Below are 25,140 nucleotides of genomic sequence, written 5' to 3' on the forward strand. Positions count from 1 at the left end.
CCTTGCTTTTCCCTTGATGTCACTATTAAATGTGTGTCAATTCGCGTTTACTAAAAATCAATGGCAGGGAACCAGGGAAATGAAAACAATCGGCCTGTTGGGTGGCATGAGTTGGGAGAGCACCACGCTTTACTATCGTGTAATCAATGAATCGGTAAAACAAAAGCTGGGTGGTTTGCATTCTGGAAAAATCGCCATGGTCAGCGTAGATTTTGCACCGATTGAGCAATGTCAGCATCGCGGCGATTGGCCGGCAACGGCTGAGCTGTTGAGTAATGCGGCTCGTCAAGTGGAAGCGGCCGGTGCCGACTTCCTGTTGATCTGTACCAACACCATGCACAAAGTGGCCGACGATATTGCAGCAGCAATTGATATCCCTCTTCTCCATATTGCCGATGCTACCGCCGAAGCTCTGAAGGCCCGTGGAATATCGCGCGTTGGACTGTTGGGTACCGCATTCACAATGGAGCAGGCTTTTTATAAAGATCGTCTGGCCGAAAAATTTGGTTTTGATGTGCTGGTGCCCAATCAGGACGATAGAACAATTGTTCATAAGGTTATTTACGAAGAGCTTTGTCAGGGGCAGATTCTGGAAAACTCCAAGCGTGAATATCTTCGCATTGTCGAGCTGCTGGCCGCGCAAGGTGCCGAAGCGGTAATTCTGGGTTGTACCGAAATCGGTATGTTAATAACTCAAGAAGATACGGCTGTGCCTCTATTGGACACCACGTTGATTCATGCCGAGCAAGCGGTTGTGAACGCGTTGCAGGATGATCCAGCCAGCGAATAAAGCTTTCACAGTAAAATGACTTTGTCGATATAGATTTGTGATAAGTTGCCCCGAGATCTGTTTAGCATCTGTCAAATAACATATGCTGGGGAGGTCTTATGAAACTGGGTACGAAGGCAACACTATTTGGCTTGTTACTGATTCTGATCGCATTGGTCAATCTTATTTTTCACAATCAAACTGCCCGCCTGGAGCAGCAGTCCACCTTGATGTTGGCCTCTGCGGAATCACTTGAACGCGATATTCAAAATCTGCAGGAAAAGGCCCGCGCGTACGGTGCGAATGCTCCGCGGGATTATCAATCCTATTATCGTGATGTCGCTCTGTATCACAAAGAATTTCAACAAACGATTGCGGCTCTGGAAAACGATAACAGCAATATTGCCCGAAACCTGGAAGACTTGAATGGTGGTTCGGCACTGTTGCAACTGTCGGCACAGAATATTGATACCAGCTATCGGCAATGGAATGAGCGCTTCAGTAATTTCCTCAACAGCTATCACGAGGCCATAGGTGAGGACTTAAATGAGCCGCGTCTGGAATGGGCAGCGCAAAGAATTCGCGAACAAGGCGAATCACTGGAAGCCTTGGCTGGAACGCTGTTAAAAAACGCCGATGAGTACAACCAGCTTCGACAAAGCAATCAGCAAAAATTTGCGCTGGCCCTCGCGCTGGCGGTGATAGCGGTGAGTCTAATGTTTACGGTGTGGTTTTTTATCTCGGTCATCAAGCCGGTAAAACGCCTGGCGGAAACTACTAATAAGGTTGCAGAGGGTAATTTCGGCTTGCAGTTGAGTGCCAGAGGCTCTGATGAGGTCGCCGAGGTAACCGGCGCATTCAACTCCCTGTCGGTGCGTATCGATTTGATTTTAAAACTGCTCGACCAGCTGGAAGAGGGTGCCGGAGAACAGCAGGCTGTGGATGCGGTGATGGACATCTGTGGTGAATATTTCAATGTTGATTGGGTAGGCATGATTCTGCTGGAGAAGGACAAAAATCTGCGTTTGAATGCCGCAAGCCCGGCAAGCAGTTTAAAGCGTTGGTTCGCAAAATCGGCGGTGGCAGAAGAAGGTAATCTGGCCGAGTTCATCTGCCAGCATATCGTAGAAAAGCGCTTGTGGCTGGAATCGGATATCGACAGTTTTTCACTGCAAATTCGCGACAGCCGTTTAATGCGTGAACTCATGCGCAATACCCACGCACATTCAGTATTGGGTATTCCGCTTGGCGATGTCGGTAAGCGTCGAGGAATGTTGCTGCTGGCCAGTAAGAATCAGGATTTGCTGGATGGTAAACGGGGCGAGCTGCTGATGAAACTCACCCCGCTGATTTCCCAGCGCACCTTGGGTGTTGCTTAGGTAGGGTGTCCGGCCTGGGTTCCTGCTCAGGAACTCAGGCAGACAATCAGGCTGCCAATATCTGTGTCGATTCTCAGGTAGGTGACGTTTTCGTAAATGGTTTCCAGTGAACCAAGGTCGTTACTGAATACGGGTGGTCGAGCTTTGTAGCTGCAGTCGTCGGGAATGGTTTCTTTCGCAAAATAACCGGCCACAAGATTCAGGAATTCACCTGAGGCATCCCAGGCCAATTCTTCATCAACCTCATCGGCGGGAATTTTAATCAAACGGCAGGCGATTTCGGTCATGGCTTCTTTGCTGCAGGCAATGCTGATGGTCAAGTCGCGTACGCTTTCTATGGTGATGCTGCTCAGATAGAGATCGCTGTCGGTCGGTGTACTCTCTTGCAGTGTGCTCAGGCCTTGAAAATGAGCCGTGGTCGCAAGCGAACGCTGGCTCAAACGACACAGAATGCCTGCCAGTGCATTAATATTGTAAGTGTTTCCGTGTTTTTTTATAGCGGACTGAATTTGCGCCTGGGCTGCCGCTTGTTCATTGCTGTGAATGTCCAATTGCTCATCAAGCTGTTGCTGACTCAGGTGCCCGAGTTCTACCAGAATTTCGCCAAAGAATTTTCTGCCTTGCTTTTGCAGGCTGATGAGCTGTTGCAGTTGCTCTACTGTAATCAGTTTCATGGCTACGGCAATGTCACCAAAGCGGGCGTCTTCCGCTTGTTGCCGTTGATTGATTTTCCGAGCCTGTTCGCTATTTAAAAATCCATGTTCAACGGCAAGCTCTCCGAGGATCGGATTGTTGGCTCTTTGAAACGCAAGCGCTTCCAACAGCTGATGCTTGTTGATGTGTCGGTGTTCCAATAAATATTGACCAAAGAATTTCGTCGCCATTTTATTCTCCCTGTGCTACTGCAGCTCGTTTAGAGTGCTGAGTAAAATGTCTTCTTCAAACGGCTTTTGGATATAAGAAGACGCACCGCTGCGCAGACATTCTTCAACATCGGATTCGGAACCCAGAGAACTTAAAATGACCACTTTTGCGGAGGGGTTATGTTCAACGATTTGTCGCAAGGCGGTTTGGCCATCGGTTTCGGGCATCACCAAATCGAGCAATACCAGATCAGGTTTGTGGTGAATAAACGCTTCGGTTGCTTCCTGCCCATTGCTGGCTTCACCGACAACTTGATAACCATTGTCTTGCAGTAAACGTTTAGTGATTAAGCGTATGGAACGCGAGTCATCACAAATAAGCACCCTATTGTTCGTCATAATAAAACTTCCTTTATTAACGCTGGCAGCAAGACATTGCTTGCGGAAATATAATTTTTTTATTTTCAAGAATGAGTATAGGAGTCATTCCCTGGTTTGCTCCTCAGGGACTTTGCTTTCAGGGACGAAACAGGGGAAACGCACTGATTTCGGGCTTGCCTCGACAACTTTCCTGATTAATGGCTGTTAGTTGCTTGAGCAATTTGTCGATGACTCAGCTGACTTAAGCGGGTTCTTTGTCAAAGTTTACTAAGCAATAGAATGGGGTTTCTCCATCAGGAAAGCTTGAATTACTGAGCCTAAAAGCTAAATTTAAAGTCAATCAGCTTGATTAATGGACGGGGCTATGAATAATTAACCCTATATTGAGTGAGGCTAATGAAGCTTGCGCTAATTTGAGTCTCGTCGAAGCTTTCAATATTTATGCTGAACTGTTCGTATATGAGTTGTTACGAAAATACCGGGCTCTGGCTGCTGATATCTGCGGTTAACAGCCAATTGGAGCCACCAGTCCCGCGCCTGTGTGCGCCGATGGATCTGTTGAAGGGCGATCGAGGAAGGATTGATGATTGCTGACCCGGCTCTGCTGGATGCCATACCGGATAGTCTGATTGTCTGTAATCACCAGGGAGAAATCCTGTGGTGCAATGGGCAGGTGCGCAACCTTCTGGGGTATCGCCCTGAAGAACTGATAGGCCACAAGGTCGAAATATTGCTGCCTGCCTCCCTGCGAGAAATTCACCAAAGTCATCGCGTAGATTATGCGAAAGAACCCACGCTACGCCCTATGGGAAATGCCCAGGAGCTTTTTGCGCTGGCCAAAGGTGGACGACAGGTGCCTGTGGATATTGAGCTGGCACCATTGAGCTGGCATGGCGAACGCTGTGTTGCGGCAGTGATTCGCTGCCGATTGACCAAGCTCGCTCAAGAAGCCGAACAACAGACTTTGCTTCGTGAAAACGAAGAACGACTCCGGCGTTCCCAGGCCATTGCCAAAATTGGTACCTGGGATTGGAATATCCTTGAAGACACCGTGACCTGGTCTGCGGAAATCTACAATATTTTTGGCCTGCCCCAGAACTACAAAATCGAGGGTATTCAGGCCATTTACGAGATGGTGCTTCCTGAAGACGAAGCGCATTTCAGACACTATATTTCTTCTGCAACACGCGAACAAACCGCATTTGCCTTTGAACATCGGGCTCGCCGTATAGATGGTTCTCTGTGCTATGTTCGTCAAAACGGCGAAGCGTTTTACAACGCTCAAGGTGAGATGGTCCGGATGCTGGGGACAACCCAGGATATCAGCAAAGAGCATGAGCGCCGACGTCAGTTGCAGCTTTCTCAAACCATTTTTGAAAATGCCAATGACGGCATTCTGGCAACGGATGCCGATCTGAACATTATTTCTGCCAATCCGGTGATTGAGAAGCTCTGTGCCTGCACACAGGAACAGTTAATTGGAAAATCGATTTTAAGTTTGGTGCCACAGTATGCCGAAGTGGATTTGTCCAGGGAAGTCAGGCGGGTGGTCAATGAAGAGGGGGCTTGGCGGGGCGAGTCAGAACTGTTTATCAAGAATGCGCCTGACATTCCGGTGATGGTCTCGGTGGCGACGATTCAAAGCAGCGACGGGCGAGAAGATGGCTATATTGTCACGGTCACTGACATCTCCAAGTTGAAACTCAATGAAGCCCAGTTGGATTTTCTGGCTCACTACGACCAATTGACGCGATTGCCAAATCGCACCTCTTTGCTGAGGGAACTGGCGAAAAGAACCGCTCAGACTTTTACCGATTCCTCCAGTCTTTATCTCTTATACATTGATCTGGATGGCTTTAAACAGATCAATGACAGTCAGGGCCACAGTGCGGGTGATGAGTTGCTGTACGAGGTTGCCGAGCAGTTGCGCCATTGCGTGCCTGATGATGCCTTTGTGTCTCGACTGGGCGGCGATGAATTTGCCGTTGTCTGTGATTTTTCAAAAGATCAGGATGCCGAGCTTCTTGCTCGAAAGATCATTCACTGTTTGCGTTTGCACAAAGAGTTTGCCGAAATCAGTGTCAGTATCAGTGCGAGTGTCGGCATTACCTGTTGTCCGCGCGATGGCCTGGAACCCTTGGAGCTAATCAAAAAAGCGGATCAGGCAATGTATGAAGCCAAGGCCAATGGCAAAGATGGCTTTGAGCACTACAGTGATAATGTCGGGCATATGTTGCGTCGTCGATTGCAGATGACCTCGGATTTGAGCAAGGCGTTGAAAGGAAAAGAACTGTTCCTGGATGTGCAGCCCAAACTGAACCTGCGAGACAGTCGCGCTTTTTCCGTTGAGGCGCTGGCGCGTTGGCGTCACTCAAAGCTGGGTTTGATTCCGCCTGATGAATTTATCGCCCTGGCGGAGGAAACCGGACAAATTCTGGATCTCGGCAGACAGGTGCTGACCAAAGCCATGGAATTTATTGTCGATTGGCGTGCGGCGCATACTTCAAGCTTATCCGTTGCGGTAAACCTTTCTGCCAAACAGTTGCATGACAAAAATCTGTTGAGTGATATCGCACTTATTGTTTCCCATTATGAGGTGGACCCTTCCTGGATCGAGTTTGAAATTACCGAAAGCGTGGTGATGGATAATGTGGAATCGAGTTTGCGCTTGTTCAATGCCTTAAAAAAGATGGGTTTCCGAATTGCGATTGATGATTTTGGTACCGGTTACTCTTCATTGAGTTATCTGAACAAGTTACCGATCGATATTCTGAAGATCGATCGAAGTTTTATAGCCCAGCTGCCGGATAATCAGGATGACCTTGCGATTGTGTCTGCTATTATTTCCATGGCGAAAAGCCTGAATATTGAAGTGGTTGCCGAAGGTGTGGAAACCGAAGGTCAGTATCAATTGCTGGGTGAACTCGGTTGTGAACAATTGCAGGGTTACTATTTTGCGAAGCCAGGGTCTCTGCAAGACTATATACAGAAACCCTGGTCGTTTTGGCAGGATTAGATCTTATCGATTATCTTCCGGGTTCTTGGGTGCCTGTTGTTCGTTGATGGTTTTATTACTGGGCTTCCTGTCGAGTAACTTTTTGTCACCGCCAAGGGCATACCAATCAATGGATCGGGTTCCCACCATCAGGATGGAAAGCAATCCGAACACCAGCAAACTGCCCATCAATAAGGCGAAGTCTTCGGCCTGGATAATGATATACAGCAGTGTCCACAAGACGATCAGTCCACCAACAAAGCCCCCGGCCAGCCGTTGATTCTTCAGTACGATGTGCAGATAGCTGTACAGGAGTATCGAACAGGCAATCACGGCAATCAAGTACGACAGGGCAAAACCAAGATGCTCGGACAGTGCCAGCAGCAGTAAATAAAAAGTCGCGATGGCGAGGCCGGCAAAACCGTATTGAATCGGGTGCATGGCCAGAGCGCGAATATGCTCGACGATAAAGAAAACCATAAAGCTCAACCCAATCAACAGGAAGGCGTACTTCAGTGCGCGTTCGGTTTTCAAATAAATATCCACCGGATTGATCAAGTCGACGCCGAGCATAAAGTGATTTTTATTGTCGAGCACATGGCAGTTGCTGTATTTCAGGCACTCTTCGATTTGACTGACGCCATTCAACGCATAGTGATTGCTCTTCCAGTGTGCGGAAAAGCCACTGTCGGTGGTGTCATGTTTTGCGGGCAATTGGGCGCCGGAGTATTTGGGATGTGGCCAGTTGGAATCCAAAGCCAACGTACTTTGCTTGGCCATGGGCAGAAAGTAAAAGTTGCTCATGCCCTTCAAACCTAACTCAACACGGAACTGAATATCGGGTGATTCCGGGTTTGCGGTATTGATGTCGGCGGGCAGTGGCAGATGCAAGCCCTGGGGCAGAGCAGGCAGTTCGCTACCGGCCTGAAACAGATGATTCTTCCCGTTAATCTTCAGTGTCTGCTTTTCCAGACCGCGCATATCGGCAATGCCAAGGGTGATAAAGGGCTTACCGATATGCTCAACTTGAGGGTCCGCTGCCAGCGTGTCCAGCGCTTCCTGCAAGGCGGTCCGTTTGAAACGGCCCTGTTGCTGTATGTTCACTCGGTAAATGGGGATCTCATAGATACCTTTTTTGCGGTTTTCGGCAATGATCTCGCCTGTGGCGTCGATGGTTTCGGGTATCAACAGCTTCCATTGCTTGTAGAGCTTGCGTCCGCCGTTCTGGGTAACACTTGCGGATTGATAGGGGATTGCAATGATGGCGTTGCCAAGCCATTGCTCGCCGGTCCAGTGCTGGCTCACGGCGTATTGTGCTTCTCTCTGGCTATCAGCCCGATCCTCGATTTTGCTTTGCACCATGAGAATGGGAATCAATAGAATCAAACTGAGAAAAAACACCAGTACGAGCTTAAAGCTAGGGGATTTAAGCATGCTGCCTCCTTGTATTAATGCGACGCGCTTTGGGCGTATTTGCGTTTGGAGGCTACAAAATAATAAGAAAATATGACGTCGCTGAGCCAAAATTATGATCAAATATGGCAGTGATTGGGTCGCTCGACATAGTATCCATTGAGACGAAGCGTTATGAGGCTGAGCTGAAGACATCTTCAAGTCACATTTGCGCTACATTGACTGCCTTATAATGCGCGGTTCGATGATTCATGTCCTTCGGCCTACAGCCAGAACTATTTATAACAAGAGAAGTAACCATGCCTGATACCGCAAGTAAACTCAGTTCCATGACGGTGGCCCTCCATTGGATTGTGGGCCTAATGATGATCGGCCTGTTGGCCGTGGGTATTTATATGGAGGAATACGAAGTTTACTCCCTCTACGATATCCACAAATCGCTGGGTGTTCTTATTCTTCTGGTGGTGATACCGCGTATTGTGCACCGCATTCGCAATGGCTGGCCCACAGCGGCGGGTGACTACACGGCAATTGAGCATCTGATGTCCAAGATTGTTCACTATCTGCTGATCATTGGAACGTTATTGCTGCCAATATCCGGTATGTTAATGTCTGGCATGGGTGGGCACGGTATTTCAGTGTTCGGTCTGGAGTTGCTGGCCGAGAACCTGAACCCTTCTAATCCCGATGAAGTTGTGCCTATCAACGAATTTCTGGCCGGCTTGGGGCATTCCCTGCATGGCTGGGGCGGTGATATTTTACTGGTTGCGATTGCACTGCACGTGATCGGCGCTTTGAAACATCACATTATTGATAAAGATGGCACCCTGCGCCGTATGCTGGGTAAATCTATCTAAACGAGGCCCTTTCCTTTAAGGCTCGGAACGCTTTCCGGGCCTTTGCCCCTGGCTTTGCTTTTTGTGTGATGTCTTTTCTGTGTAAAAGGTGATGCCATGTCTGATCGTCAAATGCCTGCTCACGACGCTTTTCTGTTTCCCGCTGAAACCCTGCCGTTACCGGTTCTCAAGCCCTATCAATCCGATGAACAGGCAATCGCGCCAGACCTCGTCGAATCCCAACTTCTCGAACGGGGTTTGAGTGCCACTGGCTGGCAATTGCTGGCGACTGCGGGAGAGCCGTTGGAGATTGTGCGCAGTTACGCTTTTGATCGCTACCTGGCGGGGGTGAGCTTTGTGCATTGCGTTGCAGCCGCCGCTGAAGCGGTCGATCATCACCCGGAAATCAAGCTGGCTTATCGGCGGGTAGAGTTGCGCTGGAGCACGCATTTTGTGAAAGGCATACACAGAAACGACCTGGACATGGCAAAATACAGCGATGAGCTGTTTAATGCCTTGAGTCACAGGAGTACGTCTTGAACACCCTTTACTGGCACGATTATGAAACCTGGGGTGAAGTGCCCAGCCTGGATAAGCCCAGTCAGTTTGCAGGTATCCGCACCGATGAAGATTTGAACATTGTGGGTGAGCCCCTGATGGTCTACTGCAAGCCCGCCAGAGACACGCTTCCCAAACCCGATGCCTGCATGATTACCGGCATCAGTCCCCAAAAAGCCCTGGCCGAGGGTTTGTCTGAACCGGAATTTATGGCCGCTATCGCGACTGAGTTGGCGGCTCCGGGAACCTGTGGTGTGGGCTACAACAGCATTCGTTTTGATGATGAAGTCAGTCGCAATGGTTTTTATCGTAACTTTTATGATCCCTATGAGCGGGAGTGGAAAAACGGAAATTCACGTTGGGATTTGATCGACGTCGTACGCCTGTGTTGCGCACTTCGTCCCGAAGGCATTGAGTGGCCGCTGCATGAAGACGGTAAGCCCAGTTTTAAGCTGGAACATTTGTCGGCGGCGAATGGTTTGGCTCACGAAGCAGCTCATGATGCTTTGTCCGATGTATATGCCACCATCGCTTTGGCAAAACTGTTGAAAGAAAAACAAGGGGCTTTGTACGAGTACGCCTATTCGTTGCGTGACAAGCGCAAAGCGATGGAGCAGATCGATTTACAAAGCCGAAAACCTTTGCTGCACATTTCTTCCATGTTCCCGGCGGAACGTTACTGCTCGGCTTTGGTGATGCCCCTGAGTATGCACCCGAAAAATAAAAACGCCGTGATCTGTTATGACTTGATGGTTGATCCAGAGCCACTGTTAAGTTTATCCGCCGACGAAATTATTCAGCGTTTGTATACGCCGAGTGCGGAGTTGCCCGAAGGCGTTGAACGTATTCCTTTGAAGTTGGTGCATTTGAACAAAAGTCCAATGCTGGTCACTCCGGGTGTGATTAAAGAGGCTCAGGAAGAGCGATTGCAGATTGATTTGGCGCAGTGTCGAAAACACTGGGCGCAAATTAATCAGGTCATACAGCAGGGCGGTTTGCTATCGAATTTGCAAACCGTTTACGAGCACAATAATTTTGAAGCGCAAACGGACCCGGAGCGCATGTTATACGACGGCTTTTTCGGGGATGGCGACAAAACCGTGATGGCTCAGGTGCGCGAAGCCGATGTCAATCAATTGGCGAGCAGTGCATTGCAGTTTCAGGATGCGCGCCTTCAAGCTTTATTGTTTCGTTATCGTGCCCGACATTTTCCTGCCAGCTTGAGTGCAGAAGAAACCGAAGAGTGGGAAGCGTTTCGTTTTGCTCGTCTCACTGAACCGGAAGCTGGAGGCTCTATCACACTGGAAGATTATTTCGAGCGCATCGCCTGGTGGCGTGAACAGCCGGGCTTGAACGAACAGCAGTTACATTTGTTAGATGAGCTGGAAGCCTATGCAGATACCTTGCTGGCCTGAGTCAACAGGGTATCCGTGGGGGCACAATTCTAGCTGGTAGCGACGCGTTCGAATTCCAATTCAAACTTGCCGGTGATAACTTTGGCTTGAAACACGCGAGTGCGGCGGTAACGGCTTTGAATCAGGCGCAGCAAAACATCCTTGGCTTTTTCATCCATGTAGGCGCCAAGGTACACGGCCGCCAGATCCTCGGTTTCAAAGTGCACGTCTTCAAACCAGCTTTTCGGATCACTGTCTTTTGAAGTTTCCTGATAGCGGAAGCAACGCCATTCCTGAATGTCTTTTTGGTGGGGAGCCTTGTGCAGCAGCTTGCTGCGGAACTCATCTTTGTGATCGTTAATGTTCGCCGTCACGATGCAGTTGAGTTGTTGCTTCAGTGTTGTGATCTCGGGGCAGACGCCTTTGTAGTTCACTTTTTCCGGATAGTTGAAATCACTGTCGTCATGATCGCTGCCTCGAAACTTTAATGCGGCCCCGGTGTGGGCGGCGGCGTAATGTTCCCAGGCGCTCATGTTCTCGGGTTTGGCGCTGAAGCAGCAGATGCGGACCGAGCGTGCGTATTCCCGCCAGTCCTGAATAATATTTTGTACGTCGTTGTAGCGCAGGTCGACCATTTGCACCAGCAGTTCGCTGAGCACTTCTTCGGCTTCTTCCGGGTTGTCAAAACGCTCTTCGTCTCGCCAGCGGCGGATGGCTTTAGCGAGCGGTGATGTGCCTCTGGGGTCGTCTTTGGCGAAGATCATGGAAGAGGCCATTTGAATGGTGGCCTTTAACAGTTCGCCATGGGTGAAGGTGAGCATGGAACTTTGTTTCAGCTCAAACGTATCATCAAACAGGTTGGGAGCACTCCATCGCAATTCCTGATTGTTTAATATTCTCCCAGCGCAGCCTGCACTGCAAAATTTGATGAGATTGTCTTGGTTCAAAGCCACTATGGTTCCTTTCAACGATGCTGCCAGGCAGCCTGTTGGATTATCGCTCCTGGAACCGCCCGCAATTTGGGCAGTTTCACTATAAATGTAGGCTACGTTTGTCGAATTTTAAAGCCGTGTAAGGTATATCGGTCATATAAAACAAGCCTTTAGCGAAAACATTAGACTATGGAGTCCCGCTTGCTTTGGGTTGTGCGGTCACAGGCCCGTAGACATAGGATGCTGTTGATGCGGGCTGCAACAGGCTACAATACGCCCGTTTCTGAAAGCCGCCTGCACCTCGCGGATGCATCCCCAGCAGGGCGGCTTGTCCCGCTATTTTAGGAGGTTTTGTGGATTTCAAAGGCGCCAATATCGTTTCTATCGGTCAGTTTCAGCGCGAGGATATCGAGCGTGTATTCGCCGTTGCCGACCAGATGGAACCCTATGCCCTCAGGCAGAAGGTGACTCGGGTTCTGGAAGGCGCGATTCTCGGTAATATGTTCTTTGAGCCCAGTACCCGCACCCGGGTGAGCTTTGGTTGTGCTTTTAACCTGCTTGGGGGAGAGGTGCGCGAAACCACGGGCTTCGAGTCTTCGGCGATTGCCAAGGGGGAATCCCTGTACGATACCGCTCGGGTCTTGTCGGGCTACAGCGATGTGATCTGTATGCGCCATCCTGAAGCCGGTTCAGTGGGTGAATTTGCCGCTGCGAGCCGAGTGCCAGTGATCAATGGCGGGGATGGTCCCAATGAGCACCCCAGCCAGGCATTGCTTGATCTCTACACCATTAAAAAGGAATTAGCTGCCAAACAGCGCAGTATTGATGGCCTGCGTATCGCCATGATCGGTGATCTCAAGCACGGTCGTACTGTGCACTCGCTGTGTAAGTTGTTGATGCTGTTTAGCAATGTGCAGTTGACCATGGTTTCTCCGCCTGAGCTGGCGATGCCGGAAGGGATTGTCGACCAGCTGCGTGCGGCGGGGCACGCGGTGGTAGTTTCCGATGATCTTGCGGCCAGCCTGGGTGATCAGGATATTGCCTACGCCACTCGCATTCAGGAAGAGCGTTTTTCCAGCCAGGAAGAAGCTGATCTGTATCGTGGGCGTTTTCGCTTGAATCAGGCGGTTTATACCCAGTTCTGTAAGCCCAATACAGTCATCATGCACCCGCTGCCCAGAGATTCCCGCGAGAGTGCCAATGAGCTGGATAATGACCTGAATCAGAACCCTAATCTGGCCATTTTCAGACAGGCCGATAATGGCGTGCTGGTGCGGATGGCGTTGTTTGCGCTGGTACTGGATGTGGCCGATCAGGTAGACAAACATGCTCGTCCGGTGAATTGGTATCACCGCCGGGGCTAAGCTTTCTGAAAGTGAATGTGAAAATTAAGACACAAAAAAGCCAGCGTAATGCTGGCTTTTTTGTGTCCGTCGTTGGAGTTTAGAATTTGGCTTCGTATCGTAAGCCAAAGGCCAGTTCTCGCGAGCGGATATCGTCCGCAGCCAACAGCGATTGGTAATCGATAAAGCCAGACAAGCCGTACTTGAATTGTGCGGCTAACCCCAGGCCCAGGCTGAAATAGTTTCGATCTGGAATATCCGAGATGATCAGCATTTCCTGAGTAGGATTACTGCTGTCCAGGCGGAAAGGATCGTGCACAAAGCTTGCGCGGATAACGCCGTTCTGATTTTTAAACTCACGATAGTAATTACCGTTGATGTTGGCAATCAGCACGCCCCAATTCATCAGGAATACGCGAGAGCCGTGGAAGCCCAGGCCGACAGTGCTGGTGATATTGTCCTGCCCGCTGTATTGCAACTCCAGCCCGGAATCACCCTGTTCGGCGTAGCCATCGATACTGGTATCGCTGTAGCTCAGGCTGCCGTTGGGGCCGAACGTCCATGGCCCGCTGGTGTAGTCCCAACCAAAGTCCAGAGTGGCCAACAGCTGTTCACCATTGGTGCTGCCGCCCCGACGCAGGTCCACGATGCCGGACATGTCTTTATATTTAATGTGGCGAGTGACATCAAATTCCGAATCGGCATAGGTGATGCTGCTGTCGACATAGTAGTTCTTATCACTGTAGAACGAGGTGTAGGCCGAATAAAAGGTGCTCGAACCTTCCAGAACGCCGCCGTCGTTGGCGTAATCCAGATCACTGCTCGAATAACCGATGGCGATTCCGCCGATAAACTTATCCGTGAAGCGATAATCCATACCGGCGGTAATGCCTTCGATATCCAGCTTAAACCCACTGTTATTCTGGGTTGGGTCACGCTCACCGTAAGAAATATTACCGTTCACAAACAGTCCCAGGCGAGAGTCGCGGTAGATTTCAGGATCGTCGTCCGCACTCGCAGCACCGCCGAGCAGCTCACGCCCCACCGAGGCAAACATATGGCCATTCAAACTGCCACCATCAAAGCGCATGTTCAAACCGCTGACGTCGATAATCGCACTGCTGCCACGACGCAATTGGGTAAAACGATTGCGCAGATTGGTGTGGTGCATATTGGTAAAGCGCGCGGCGGTGATAATAATGGCTTCCGCTTCTTCACCGGCAATTTGATCCAGGGCATCAACAATATCTTCGTCGTTCAAATCCGGATCACGCAATTGTTCACAACGAGTGCGAAGGTTGGCCTGGCCCGTAGTTAAACCGTTTTGTTGTCCGAATTCCGACAGACGAGGACAGAGATCATCCAGTGCGCCCGCAACGGTTCCCTGTTCGCCGTTCAGCCCGGGTGTGTCGCTCAACATACGAGTACTTTCCGGGTCCAGTTCTTTAACTTCGGCAATAAAATCTACGCCAGCTCTTTTGCCAGTGTTGTCAGTGGCGATGACGCGAAGTGGATGCGTACCCACGGGCAACTTTGCGCTGGTAACCATGCCGCTGGCGATGGGCTCGCCATCTTTTATCCAGCTGACATCATTGATGGGGTTGTCGCTGACGATCTTTCCGGTTGCATCAAGCACGACATCAACGAGACCATCGCCGTCAAAATCCGTTACGCTGATGTCCTCTTTGCTGATGCTCGGTGCGCCGGCTTCATCAACATTGATAATGTTGAGCACTGAATTGGCGAGGCTGCCCAATGTGGCACTGCCGCTAGGGTTGGACAATTCAAGTAAGACGGTTTCATTGGGCTCACTGATAATGTCCGGCGTAATGGGGACGGTGAAGGTTTTGTCGCTGTTGTCTCCGGCCGCCCAGCTCAAGGTGCCCGCTCTGGCGCTGTAGTCACTGCCTGCGGTAGCGGTATCGTCACTGGTGGCATAGCTGACACTGACCGCACCATTGCTTCCACCGCTGCGTGTTGCAGTGATGGTTGCGGTGCCGGCGTTTTCATTAACGTCGTAGCTCGCTGCGCTGAAATTAATGTCGCCGCCGGGCTCGACATCGTCTTCCACAATGGTTAACACCAGCGTTGGGTCAAAATCAAAACTGGCGCCACTGCTCAGATTGCTGGCTTGTGCGCGGAAGGTTTCATCGCCTTCAAACAGATTGTCATTAATAATCGGAATGTTAACGGTCTTGGTTCCGCCTTCGCCTGCGGACCAACTGACCGTTGTGCTGGTGCTGCTGTAGTCGGCCCCGGCGGTAGCCGTGCCGCCACTGGTAGCGGCCGATTTGATGAGTGGGCTGCTGTCGATGGTGGCGAAATCAAAGCTGATGGGATCATCGAGGCCACCGTTGCGGGTGAAGGTGATCACAGCCTGGCCGGAATCCTCGCTGAAACTTCGTTGCGGACTGGCGCTGATAACCGGCGGAGTGGCCACGGTATCATCATCAATAATGGTCACGTTCTGAAAGGCATTAGTGCTGCTGATAATCAAGCCGCTTTGCTGGTCCAGAAAAACATCAAAGACTTCGTTTGGCTCCGTAATGGAATCATCAAACACGCCAAAGTTAACTTGCACCGTTGTGGGATTAATAACGGTATAGCCTGGGCCGGCAATTGCACCGGGACCGTCAAAGGTAATGGTTACTGATTTCTGTTCAAAATCATCGGTGCTGGCCGGGTTCGTGCTGCCCGGGGCAGAGTTAATGTTTACGCTGGTGACGCTGGGGGGCAGAACATCGATGCTCACTGTGGCAACCAGCGGGCCTCCGCTTTCAGAGATGCTGCTGTTGGCATTCACACTCACCGTCGGAGTACTGGGGCCGTCATTATCATTGATGACCAATTCAAATCGTGGGGGTGTGCCGGTGAAGGCGATACCCTGAAAGTCACCAGGGCCGATATAAATTGACTCTGTGGCTTCAGCAACGGTGTCCCCTGTAATTAAAAAAGTCGCGGTTTGTGTGGTCGACCCGCTGCTGGAATTCCAGGTTAGATAGGGCAAAGTACTCAAGGTCGTAAAGTCAGCTGGCTGTGTCGCCGCCGCATTGGTTCCGAACGCACTGACAAGCTGCACTTCATAAATACTATTGGCAAATGTCCCCTGGGGAAGCTCGCTGAGCGTGAATTCAACATCAACACTCATGTTGCCTGAATCGCCTTCGGTAACCGTACTGCCACCACCCGCCAGAGCAATAGAGAGGGTAGGCTCGTAAATACTGAAGGTCGTGCTCCCTGTACAACCGGTTGTACAGTTGGGCCCTGTGATATTAACCGTCGAGTTGTAGTTGCCAGCGGCATCAATTTCAGTCGACGTAAAGGTGTAGTTGATGGGGGTTCCGACCGTGGGAGCGTTACACATAAAGTCGGTTGTCGGAGGGGTCGAATTTGGCGTGCAGTTTCCGCCCGATGTCCAAAACACGTTGCCAGTGCCAGTGGTATTGATATTGACGGGCACCTGACTTGGTGAATTACCACCAGGAGACGCTGAAACTTGAACGTTCATCGTCATGGTAGAACCAATAACCTTGTTGTTTCCACCTGTGATGGTCACACTGTCCGTTTGGTAAATTTCGGCTAAGGCGGTCGAACTCATTAACCCTAATAAAAATACAACAGGCAAATAAAAACACCTGCGAATTGAAAACCCCTGCGAGCACATAATAAACAGTCCTTGATATGTGATGTCTTTTTGATGTTGTGAACGATAATCCCGAGCCCGGTGTTCTGACGATTACAAATTGTTACCAAGGGCGGAATGACGCTTAATGCTTTTGCTTTTGTTGTCGAATTAGCGTGGGCTAATTATCTAACGTGGGTACAGGCTTGTGGCACTACTAGTTCTGGTAAGAATGGAGAGGTAATAAATAAAATTAAGACTGGGAAATTGCCTTGGGAATTACTAGTTCTAGTGAGCGAATGGTTTGTATAAATAATATTGAAGATTTCCAAGTGGAAAAATGTGACAGGACTATAAAATTTGACATTATTCTTTCGATTTTTTTCTCATAAGTGGTGTATCTACTAATAAAGAAACTGTCTTACGGGCTCCCGACACCGGGCGTTTAATGGCTAAGCCCACAAAAGCATGAGATTGGGTATCCCCGTCGTGGGAATACCTGATATTGCCAGAGTTAATATCGAAGGGGCTTTCGTGCCGTGCAGCCATCTGGTTAATCAATACAGAGAATGCCGCGGGTTTGTCCATTTTCAAGATAGGCGTTGCATCCAAATTGCTCGGTGGTGGCCATGCACTGCCCCTCGATTTTCTTGCCGGGCACGATGTTGCGTTTGTCCTTGGCCACGCAGGCAACTTCACACTCTGATCTATCCTGGCAGGCCTTGCCGGCATCAGAGGCATTGAGGACGCAGTTATCGCGTTGTGCCAGACCGGATTTCTTCCATGTGCCCCCCTGGGCCAGACAGCTTTGCTTATCCTTAATGCTGGCGGCGAGGGTGCTCAAGGGCTGTTGTGTGTTCTCTTTCGGGGGCTGTTGAGAATGGATTTCACTGCAGGCGAGTAGGCCAAGGCTTAATGTCCACAAGATGATACTTTTCGCTAACATTTTGAGCCCTCCCAATGTTTGTTTTCTTAATTGTCCAGCGGGATGCACGAGATTGCATTCGCTCAACTTGGGAAACTATAAGTCGTAAAAGGCTGAGGTGGAAGGGCTGGGCGTGGGGGTGGCTCCAGAAATGACGGCTTTCGTATTGCCAAACACAGTAATTGCCATATACAAGGACGGCGTAGAGACGCCCGGGCTTGCTTACACTCCAGCGCGAAGAAGCCCGGGGTATTTCATATCGGCTACAGTTTAAAACGATTCACACTTTCGGTGATACGCTGGGAAACATTATTCACCTCGCCACTTGCCTGACGTACGCGGCCGGCGCTATCGGTGGTTTCCATATACCGGTCGCGAATAATCTGAACGCTGCGATTCACTTCTTCACTGGTCGACGACTGTTCTTCAGTGGCAGTAGCGACCTGAATGTTTAAATCGTTCACGTGAGCAATCTGGCGAATAATATTGGTAATGCTGTCGAGGGTGCTTTCCAGGCTGCTGTCGGTGCTCTCTGCGCGTTCAAGGCTGCTGCCAATGGCAGAAACCGCGCCGCGACTGCCTTCCTGAATTTGCTCAATATTGCGCTGAATCTGTCCGGTGGACTCCTGTGTTTTGGATGCCAGTGAGCGCACTTCTTCCGCAACCACGGAGAAGCCTCGCCCAGCGTCACCGGCACGTGATGCTTCGATAGCGGCATTGAGGGCCAATAGATTAGTTTGCTCGGCAATGCCTTCAATCACATCCAGAATGCTGCCGATCTCTTCGCTGCTTACGGCCAGTTCTTGAATAATGGTATTGGTTTTGTCCAGATCTTTGCCGAGATTTTCCATTTCGGTGCGGACCTGGGTAATGGACTGATTGCCCAGCTCGGCATAATCCGAGGCCTGTTTGGATTGGACGGCCGCATTGGAACAGTTCTCCGCCACTTCTCTTACCGTGTGTCCCATTTCCTTCATGGCTTCAGAAGCCATTTCCGATTGTTGTACGCCTTCGTTCACCTGATGGTTTACGCTGGCGGACTCCTTGTCCAGAGTTTCCACCGATTCCTGAAGTGAGCGATCGGCGCTCTTCATATCCTGCACCAAACCTTTGAGGTGCTGCACTGTGGTATTAAAAGAGTCGGCGAGAGTGCCCAGCTCGTCCTCCGAGTACACATCCGCTTTGACATTCAAATCGGAATCCCGGAGCAGAATGTTCATGGCGCTGGAGATAGAGCGTAACTGACGTGTGATCAAGCGTAAAAAGTACCAACTGAGCAAGCTGGACAGTAACACCGATACGACAGAGAGAATAATAAAGTTTCTGAATGTGCCCCAGGCTTCAGCTTCCTTTCGAACCAGAAGGCCTTCAAAATAGGTTTCCAGAATTTGTCCGGCATCCTTAAGGGCATTTATTCGGGTGGTAGAGTGCGTAAACCAATCCTCGGGTTTTACACCAAAATCTGAGTATTTGTTCCAGGCGGCGTTGCGCATCTGGTTAAACTCAGGACTGATTCTGTCATGCATCAGCTGGGATATTTTCTGCATGACGTCGTCAGTGCTGTATTCCATCGCCAACTCAAAGTATTTGCTTTGGAGAACTGCCAGAGACAGATAATTGGCTTTCAATTCACTGGAAACTTCATCCTGCGAAAATGCCCGGCTGATGACGGCGCGCTCCTGACCGGCGCGTTCCTTGGCGTTCAAAAGATTGACATAGGCCAAGGCGGCTTTGGATACCTCCGTGTCGGTGGTGTCTTTTACAATAAGCGAGGTAATAGATAACAGTACGGAATTACCTTTGGTGTACTCTTCAACGGCGGTGCCCACGGGAATATCCAATGCATCGACCTTTTGACGCAAATTGCCGAGGCCGCTGGTTATCACATTCACCTTTTGTATAGCACCGGAGACTTCATTGCTGTGTGCCGTATAACTGGCCAGGGTTTCATTAAGGGCATTGACTTTGGCGTCGGTTTCCCGTCTTTGGTCTGAAAGCTCGGCAGAAAAACGATTGCCCTGGCTGCTCATAAAGATTGCGGTGGCGCCTCGTTCTTTTTGAAGCTCATGAACCAGAGCGTTAGTTCGAAGGGATACTATGCTGAGCTCAAGATAGGCTTCCATCCTTGCAGCCCGATAGTGGTTATCGAAAATACTGACCGCCATAAAGTACAGGGCAAACAGTAGGGGCGGCACAGCCATCAACAAAAGCTTGTGAACAATAGGAAGCCGGGAAAGCGCCATTATGAATCCCTCCAATTTGGCAGCAAAATAGAATGTTACATCCTGTCTGTAGAAATTATCGGCGGCTCAAATAATATATTTAGAGTGATGATATAATTCGCGCCACCAGTTTTTAAACAGAAATCATTCAGATTTCATATTTATGAGGCTGTCACTGACTCTCCATGATTGAAGTTCACTGATTCGGAATTTTCTCTTTTTCGGGGAAGGGTGATTCGGAATTGTGTGCCAACTCGCTCCTTGCTCTTCACAGCAATTTTCCCGCCATGTTGGTTATTAATGATTTTATAGGCAACGGACAGACCCTGGCCGGTGCCCATGCCTACGGGTTTCGTTGTGAAAAATGGATCAAAGATCTTGTCGATAATTGTATTTGGGATACCAGGACCATTATCCATCACACAAATGGTTACGTTGTCCTCGTCAAAGCGACTGCTGATTTTGATGGTGCCCTTGCTATTGGGGCTGGATTCCTGAATCGCCTGGCAGGCGTTGACGATCAGAATCATCAGTACCTGGCTGATTTCGGATTCGATGCAAGGGGTTTCTGGCAGAGATTTGTCCAATTCCAATTTTAAGTCGGCACTGGCTTTCCATTCGTTTCGAGTAACGACGACGGAGTTCTCTATGGTTCTGTTCAGATTCTGGCTGGCAAACTCTCGCCCACTGGGTTGCTCAAGCTCTTTCATGAATCGGATAATATTGGACACCCGGTCGACCCCTTCCAGGGTTTGATCGATTGCATTGGGCACTTCTTCCATAATGAAATCCAGATCGTCATTACTTTCTGGCAGGTTCGCGTGTGAATCAATTTTGCACAGCAAATCGGTATACACTTTTTGCATGGCAATTAAATTGGAAAAAGAACTTTTAATAAAGTCGACATTCGAGCTGATGAACTGAAGCGGTGAATTTATTTCATGCGCCAGGCCCGCTGCCATGTGCCCCACGGATTCCATTTTTTGCGCTTGTTTCAGCTGTCGTTCCAGTTGCAGGCGTTCGGTTATGTCATTGATGGTGAGAATGTAACCCTTTATTTGCTCGTCAGGCGTAAGTTCCAGCCCTACTTGCAGGTAAACGGATTTGATATCCCCATGCCGATTTTTAAATTCATACTCACCTGTAGCTTCTTTATTTCCAAGCAGAAGGCGAATCCACTCTTTCAAAACCAGAAGAGAAGGGTCTTCACCGGAGTAGTTGCTGGCGTTCAGGCCGGTCAGCAACTCGGCATCCAGTCCCATGGTTTCATTGATGGCAATGTTGGCAAACAGGCAGCATCCGCTGGGATCGACACTGATAATGCCAATCGGCGAATTTTGGGAAATGGCTTCGTATTTCAGTTTGTTGAATTCCAGTTCCTGATTGGTGTCCTCAAGTACGTCCATGGTTTGATTGTAGTAACGCGCAATTAAACCGGTATCCGAAAATTCATTGACCGAGGCACGAATACTCAAGTCATTGCGTTTTCCCTGTTCTTCCATGACCTTAATCAGATCGTATACCTCATTGCCCTGGGAGTGCTCGGAAATATTGAGCCCGATTTCTTCGCTATGGCCGTCTACCCGCAATGGGTACACTGAATTGATCAAACGAAAGACCACATAGGTGACGGTCATGCAGAAAAGACCCACAGAAACAATGCCACTGAACTGTGTGAATACTGCTGTGATCAGACTGGTACCTTCGGAAGGTTCAAAGGTGAAGATTGGCAGCGCGAGTGTGCCCCAGACGCCTCCGCCAAGGTGAACCGGAATGGCTGAAACGGCATCGTCGATACGGAATCGTATCAACAGCATTTCCAGGCCGAAGGTAATGCAGGCCGAAATCGCCGCAATAATAACGGCTGACACAGGATCGATCACGTTACAGGAAGCAGTAATCGCCACCAGTCCGGAAAGCACGCCATTAATGGCGGAGCGAGGGGTATAGTGATTCAACACCAGGCGTTCGATAAACAGGCTGGCAACCAAACCGGCACCCCCGGCCAGCATGGTGTTTAGCAGAATAAGTGGAACGCTGTCATTGAAGGCTAGGGTGCTGCCACCATTAAAACCCAGCCAACCAAACCACAGAATCAAAACGCCCAGCATCGCCTGGGGCAGGTTACTGTGGTAAACCGGAGATAAATTACCTTTATGATCAAATCGGTTCTTGCGCGCTCCGATAATAAACAGCATGGAGAGTGCGCACCATCCTCCAATGCTGTGTACGACGGTAGACCCTGCGAAATCATCGAATCCGGTCTGGCGTATCCAGCCTTCTTCGTTCCAAACCCAGTGGCCCACAATGGGGTAGATAAAGCACACAATAACGATTGTGATCACAATATAAACCGGGAATTTAACGCGTTCGGCAATGGCGCCCGACAAAATGGTGACCGCCGTTCCGCAAAACATGGCCTGGAATATAAAGAAACTGATTTCACCTGATGTGTGTTCCAGGGGAGCTGCCAGACTGCCCACCATGCCGCCAATGGATGGGCCGTACATAAGCGAATAGCCGACAAGCCAGTAGAGAATAATTGCGAGTGAAATATCCGCGATGTTTTTCATCGCGACATTGATCGAATTCCGGTTTCGAGTGAGACCTGATTCCAAGCACAGAAAACCGGCCTGCATTAGAAATACGAGGGCTGCACACGTTAACACCCATGAGGCATCTGTTATCACGCGAAACTCCTTTTAGGCGGATAGATATAAAATAATAATCCTCGCTAACTCAGGTTTCTGATAACTCTACGGAACAAGTTTAGCAATCTGGTTTGTTGCTTAATCTATAGACTATTAATCCCGGCAATTCAATTTACCTGTAATGCTTTGATCATTGTCGATTTCTTAAGCTTTTCAGACGGATTGCACGAGACGACAGTCTCCATTTGTAATGGCATCTGTCGCGTTAATAATCTGCGTTAAGTGGATCAACGCGACACGTAACCAACCCTTGAGCCATTAAACCTTGTACGCCGAAACCATGGTTTTCAAGTTGCCCGCGAGATCATGCAGCTGGGAACTGATATTGCTTAACTCGCTGCTTTTGTCGCTGCTGCTCTCGGTGAGGCGATTCAGGTCATGGGTGCTTTCGGTAATGCCTTGAATGATATTGGTTTGCTCCTCGGCAGCGGTGGCAACCTGTTCATTCATAAAGGCTATTTTCTGGATGACAGCAACCGTTTCAGAAAGCGAATGGCGAGATTCTTCTGCAATCTCTACATTGTTTTTCACGGTGGTATGTCCGAGTCTCATAGCTTTTACTGCGGTACTCGAGTTGGACTGCAGCGATTCAATCATGGTGGAGATTTCTCCAGTGGCATCCTGAGTGCGCTGGGCCAAAACACGAACTTCATCTGCGACTACCGCAAAACCTCTCCCCTGGTCACCGGCGCGAGCGGCTTCAATGGCGGCATTGAGCGCGAGCAGATTGGTTTGCTCAGCAATGCTCTGAATCACATCAAGTACGGAGCCGATGTCGTTGCTTTTTTCGGCGAGAGTTTCAAGGGCATCACTGGCACTTTCAATTTCTTCAGCGACGGTCTCTGTGGAGCTGGCGGTTCGTTCAACCAGATCGCCCAAGGTATTGGAAAGCTTGTTCGCCTCCTGGGTCTGCGTTGCGGTTTCTCCAGCATTTCTGGCCACTTCATTGGCAGCGACTTCCATTTGTTCTGTCGACTGGGCGACTTTGCTGCATTCCGCATTTTGGGTGTCGGTCACTTCCAGGCTGGTTTTCATGAGCCCCATCATGTTGTCGGCGGTTTGTGCAAGCTTCAATGAGGAAGTATTGATCTCCGAAAAGTTTTGCCTCAACCTCTCGATAAGATCATTTACGCTTTTTGCGGCTTGACGAACTTCTTCTCCGCCCATTTCATGGACGTGAAGTGTTAAATCATTCTGTGAAGAAATTGCACGGACAGTTTCGCTCAGTTCCGCAATCGGGCGAGCAATGCCCCGGGCAAACCAGAGGCCGGCCCCGGTTGCGATAAACATAACGGCTAAAAAGGTTATGCCGCCGTACAGTTTAATTAAGCTGGCAATTTCGCCAACACCCGAAAAAGCTTCCGATTCATACACTTCGGCAACAATAGCCCAGGACAATCCATTGATAGACAGCGGCGCATAGGCACCGAGAACGGGTTCACCAGTGTAATTGCGGTAGCGTGCAACACCGGTTTGGCCTTCTCGTGATGCTAATGAGGCTTGGGTGGAAACGGGCAGCAAACCAATGGTCGTTCCCTTGGCCATGATGGTGTTGGTAGCTTCCGCGCCGAAGTTACTCCGGGTTCCCCAGCGCCGAAAATCTTCAGGGCGTTCGACAAACAAACGGCTGTCGGAGCGCATATTTAAATCACTGCCGACCAGGTACACTTCCCCGGTTTTACCGTAGCCGTGGTCTTGCCATTCCTGTTTCAAGGTCATCAGCTGATTGATTTTATCCAAGGCAAGTTGATAAACCAGAATGCCCACACGCTCTCCGTTTTCCACAATGGGTGTTGCAGCAAAAGCGGCGTTGTCGTTGTAGCTTGGTAGATAGGAACGAAAATCAACGGTCGTCACTTCTCGGTTTGTCCCCAACTCCAAGGCTTGTTTGAAAGCCTGAGCCAGACCGGAATTACGATAGGGACCGGATTTCAGGCTGGTCCCATAGTCCAGCTCCTTGAATACCGAATAAACAATATGCCCGCTATCGGGATCAACGATAAAGATGTCGTAAAATCCGAATCGTTTTAAAAAACCCTGAATGGGCGGGTGATACTTCTCATGCGTTTGGTCATAGCCAGAGCCGAGCGGAGAGCTGAGCATATTGTCTTTTTCACCCAAGGATTCTTCGTTGTTACTGATGTAGTAGTACTGAAACCATTTGGCGCGGTTGCTCAAGTTACCGACAATGGCATTGATGTCGGTTTCCTTATTCACATTTTTTTCTTTGTAACGCTCAATGAAATCATTGTAGTAATACTGGTCCAGGGACTGTTTGACCGACTCGGGAATACCTGCAATGGCCGTTTCGGAAAATTCAGAAAGATTGGAGAAACTAGAGAGATTGGAAAGTGAAGCCTGTTGGAATGTCTCCGAGAGAAACTCGTTTCGAAAACCTTTTGCGGCCTCAATTAACATCGTGCTCTGAGCCTGACTCAGTAGCTGGTCATTCACGGTTTGGAAGTAGGCTTCCAGCTCGGACTTCTTGGCATCCCGCCGCGAAATTAAATTGTTTTCTATTTCTTTTTCCAGAGCGTCTTTCGCCGAGCTGTATGAGAACCAGCCCAACACCAGGGTGACGATTAGCAGGGGGAGTAAAGATAGAGTCAGGGCGAAAATAGAAACTCTGGATCTTACTTTCATGGTCAAATTCCTTTTCTGTGAGCCGGGCAGTCCTTATCCCTTTGCTCAGTTTTTCGGCTCAAATAATGGAAAGTTTATCCGTTCGGCGGATTTTTCCCTGATTTTTATGTGGAAAAAGAACGTGACGACAAAATTTATTTATTTGGCGTTTCAC

Annotated in this window: 16 protein-coding genes; 7 read left to right on the forward strand and 9 right to left on the reverse strand. The window is 49.6% G+C overall.

The annotated features are described in order from the left end of the window. Positions 1 to 79: 79 nt before the first annotated feature. Together G8768_RS20370 and G8768_RS20375 are read left to right on the forward strand one after the other, a co-directional pair. Complete coding sequence (locus G8768_RS20370) at positions 80 to 790, forward strand: aspartate/glutamate racemase family protein (protein WP_166843537.1); 711 nt, start codon at positions 80 to 82, stop codon at positions 788 to 790. Positions 791 to 888: 98 nt separating this feature from the next. Further along, positions 889 to 2,148: a HAMP domain-containing protein gene (locus G8768_RS20375; RefSeq protein WP_166843538.1), complete on the forward strand. Its 1,260-nt coding sequence runs from the start codon at positions 889 to 891 to the stop codon at positions 2,146 to 2,148. 26 nt (positions 2,149 to 2,174) lie between these two features. Here the strand turns inward: G8768_RS20375 and G8768_RS20380 are convergent, their stop codons facing one another. Beyond that, on the reverse strand, positions 2,175 to 3,032 hold the full coding sequence (locus G8768_RS20380; protein WP_166843539.1) for a cyclic di-GMP-binding domain-containing protein, MshE-related: 858 nt from the start codon (positions 3,030 to 3,032) through the stop codon (positions 2,175 to 2,177). Positions 3,033 to 3,047: 15 nt separating this feature from the next. Beyond that, complete coding sequence (locus G8768_RS20385) at positions 3,048 to 3,410, reverse strand: response regulator (RefSeq protein WP_166843540.1); 363 nt, start codon at positions 3,408 to 3,410, stop codon at positions 3,048 to 3,050. 565 nt (positions 3,411 to 3,975) lie between these two features. Here G8768_RS20385 and G8768_RS20390 point away from each other — a divergent pair. Next, positions 3,976 to 6,408 (forward strand): sensor domain-containing protein, encoded by a 2,433-nt coding sequence (locus G8768_RS20390; RefSeq protein WP_166843541.1) that lies wholly within the window; start codon positions 3,976 to 3,978, stop codon positions 6,406 to 6,408. Between the two features lie 3 nt (positions 6,409 to 6,411). On the opposite strand, the gene creD is transcribed toward G8768_RS20390, so the two are convergent. Further along, on the reverse strand, positions 6,412 to 7,821 hold the full coding sequence (creD, locus tag G8768_RS20395) for a cell envelope integrity protein CreD (RefSeq protein WP_166843542.1): 1,410 nt from the start codon (positions 7,819 to 7,821) through the stop codon (positions 6,412 to 6,414). 278 nt (positions 7,822 to 8,099) lie between these two features. Here creD and G8768_RS20400 point away from each other — a divergent pair, with 278 nt between their 5' ends. From G8768_RS20400 to sbcB, 3 genes are all read left to right on the forward strand, one after another. Next, positions 8,100 to 8,657 (forward strand): cytochrome b, encoded by a 558-nt coding sequence (locus G8768_RS20400; protein ID WP_166843543.1) that lies wholly within the window; start codon positions 8,100 to 8,102, stop codon positions 8,655 to 8,657. 96 nt (positions 8,658 to 8,753) lie between these two features. Then, the gene (locus G8768_RS20405) at positions 8,754 to 9,176 is read left to right on the forward strand and encodes a 4a-hydroxytetrahydrobiopterin dehydratase (RefSeq protein WP_166843544.1); all 423 of its coding nucleotides are present in this window, start codon (positions 8,754 to 8,756) and stop codon (positions 9,174 to 9,176) included. Next, positions 9,173 to 10,609: an exodeoxyribonuclease I gene (gene sbcB, locus G8768_RS20410; RefSeq protein ID WP_166843545.1), complete on the forward strand. Its 1,437-nt coding sequence runs from the start codon at positions 9,173 to 9,175 to the stop codon at positions 10,607 to 10,609. Before G8768_RS20405 ends, sbcB begins: the two co-directional genes overlap by 4 nt. Positions 10,610 to 10,638: 29 nt before the next feature. Here the strand turns inward: sbcB and G8768_RS20415 are convergent, their stop codons facing one another. Continuing rightward, on the reverse strand, positions 10,639 to 11,541 hold the full coding sequence (locus G8768_RS20415) for a DUF2971 domain-containing protein (RefSeq protein ID WP_166843546.1): 903 nt from the start codon (positions 11,539 to 11,541) through the stop codon (positions 10,639 to 10,641). A 332-nt stretch (positions 11,542 to 11,873) separates the two neighbouring features. Here G8768_RS20415 and G8768_RS20420 point away from each other — a divergent pair, with 332 nt between their 5' ends. Beyond that, a complete protein-coding gene (locus G8768_RS20420) occupies positions 11,874 to 12,884 on the forward strand; it encodes an aspartate carbamoyltransferase (RefSeq protein WP_166843547.1) in 1,011 nt (336 codons plus the stop codon). 79 nt (positions 12,885 to 12,963) lie between these two features. Here the strand turns inward: G8768_RS20420 and G8768_RS20425 are convergent, their stop codons facing one another. From G8768_RS20425 to G8768_RS20445, 5 genes are all read right to left on the reverse strand, one after another. Next, positions 12,964 to 16,461 carry an autotransporter family protein gene (locus tag G8768_RS20425; RefSeq protein WP_167202811.1) on the reverse strand — a complete coding sequence of 1,166 codons (3,498 nt, stop codon included), beginning with the start codon at positions 16,459 to 16,461 and terminating at the stop codon, positions 12,964 to 12,966. Between the two features lie 577 nt (positions 16,462 to 17,038). Next, positions 17,039 to 17,431 (reverse strand): hypothetical protein, encoded by a 393-nt coding sequence (locus tag G8768_RS20430; RefSeq protein WP_166843549.1) that lies wholly within the window; start codon positions 17,429 to 17,431, stop codon positions 17,039 to 17,041. A 242-nt stretch (positions 17,432 to 17,673) separates the two neighbouring features. Next, complete coding sequence (locus tag G8768_RS20435; RefSeq protein WP_166843550.1) at positions 17,674 to 19,653, reverse strand: methyl-accepting chemotaxis protein; 1,980 nt, start codon at positions 19,651 to 19,653, stop codon at positions 17,674 to 17,676. Between the two features lie 140 nt (positions 19,654 to 19,793). Further along, entirely contained in the window at positions 19,794 to 22,322 is a 2,529-nt protein-coding gene (amt, locus tag G8768_RS21305; protein ID WP_166843551.1) for an ammonium transporter, read from the reverse strand. A gap of 279 nt (positions 22,323 to 22,601) precedes the next feature. Then, entirely contained in the window at positions 22,602 to 24,986 is a 2,385-nt protein-coding gene (locus tag G8768_RS20445; protein ID WP_166843552.1) for a methyl-accepting chemotaxis protein, read from the reverse strand. Between the last annotated feature and the right edge of the window lie 154 nt (positions 24,987 to 25,140).

Source organism: Pseudoteredinibacter isoporae (genome assembly GCF_011602085.1).
GTDB lineage: Bacteria > Pseudomonadota > Gammaproteobacteria > Pseudomonadales > Cellvibrionaceae > Pseudoteredinibacter > Pseudoteredinibacter isoporae.

Bases quoted from the DNA above. Each gene is read 5' to 3' on its own strand.
- G8768_RS20405 (WP_166843544.1), top strand. From the start codon at position 8,754: ATGTCTGATCGTCAAATGCCTGCTCACGACGCTTTTCTGTTTCCCGCT.
- G8768_RS20425 (WP_167202811.1), bottom strand. From the start codon at position 16,461: ATGAGTTCGACCGCCTTAGCCGAAATTTACCAAACGGACAGTGTGACC.
- G8768_RS20380 (WP_166843539.1), bottom strand. From the start codon at position 3,032: ATGGCGACGAAATTCTTTGGTCAATATTTATTGGAACACCGACACATC.
- G8768_RS20400 (WP_166843543.1), top strand. From the start codon at position 8,100: ATGCCTGATACCGCAAGTAAACTCAGTTCCATGACGGTGGCCCTCCAT.
- G8768_RS20435 (WP_166843550.1), bottom strand. From the start codon at position 19,653: ATGGCGCTTTCCCGGCTTCCTATTGTTCACAAGCTTTTGTTGATGGCT.
- G8768_RS20385 (WP_166843540.1), bottom strand. From the start codon at position 3,410: ATGACGAACAATAGGGTGCTTATTTGTGATGACTCGCGTTCCATACGC.
- creD (WP_166843542.1), bottom strand. From the start codon at position 7,821: ATGCTTAAATCCCCTAGCTTTAAGCTCGTACTGGTGTTTTTTCTCAGT.
- G8768_RS20375 (WP_166843538.1), top strand. From the start codon at position 889: ATGAAACTGGGTACGAAGGCAACACTATTTGGCTTGTTACTGATTCTG.
- G8768_RS20370 (WP_166843537.1), top strand. From the start codon at position 80: ATGAAAACAATCGGCCTGTTGGGTGGCATGAGTTGGGAGAGCACCACG.
- G8768_RS20430 (WP_166843549.1), bottom strand. From the start codon at position 17,431: ATGTTAGCGAAAAGTATCATCTTGTGGACATTAAGCCTTGGCCTACTC.
- G8768_RS20390 (WP_166843541.1), top strand. From the start codon at position 3,976: ATGATTGCTGACCCGGCTCTGCTGGATGCCATACCGGATAGTCTGATT.
- G8768_RS20445 (WP_166843552.1), bottom strand. From the start codon at position 24,986: ATGAAAGTAAGATCCAGAGTTTCTATTTTCGCCCTGACTCTATCTTTA.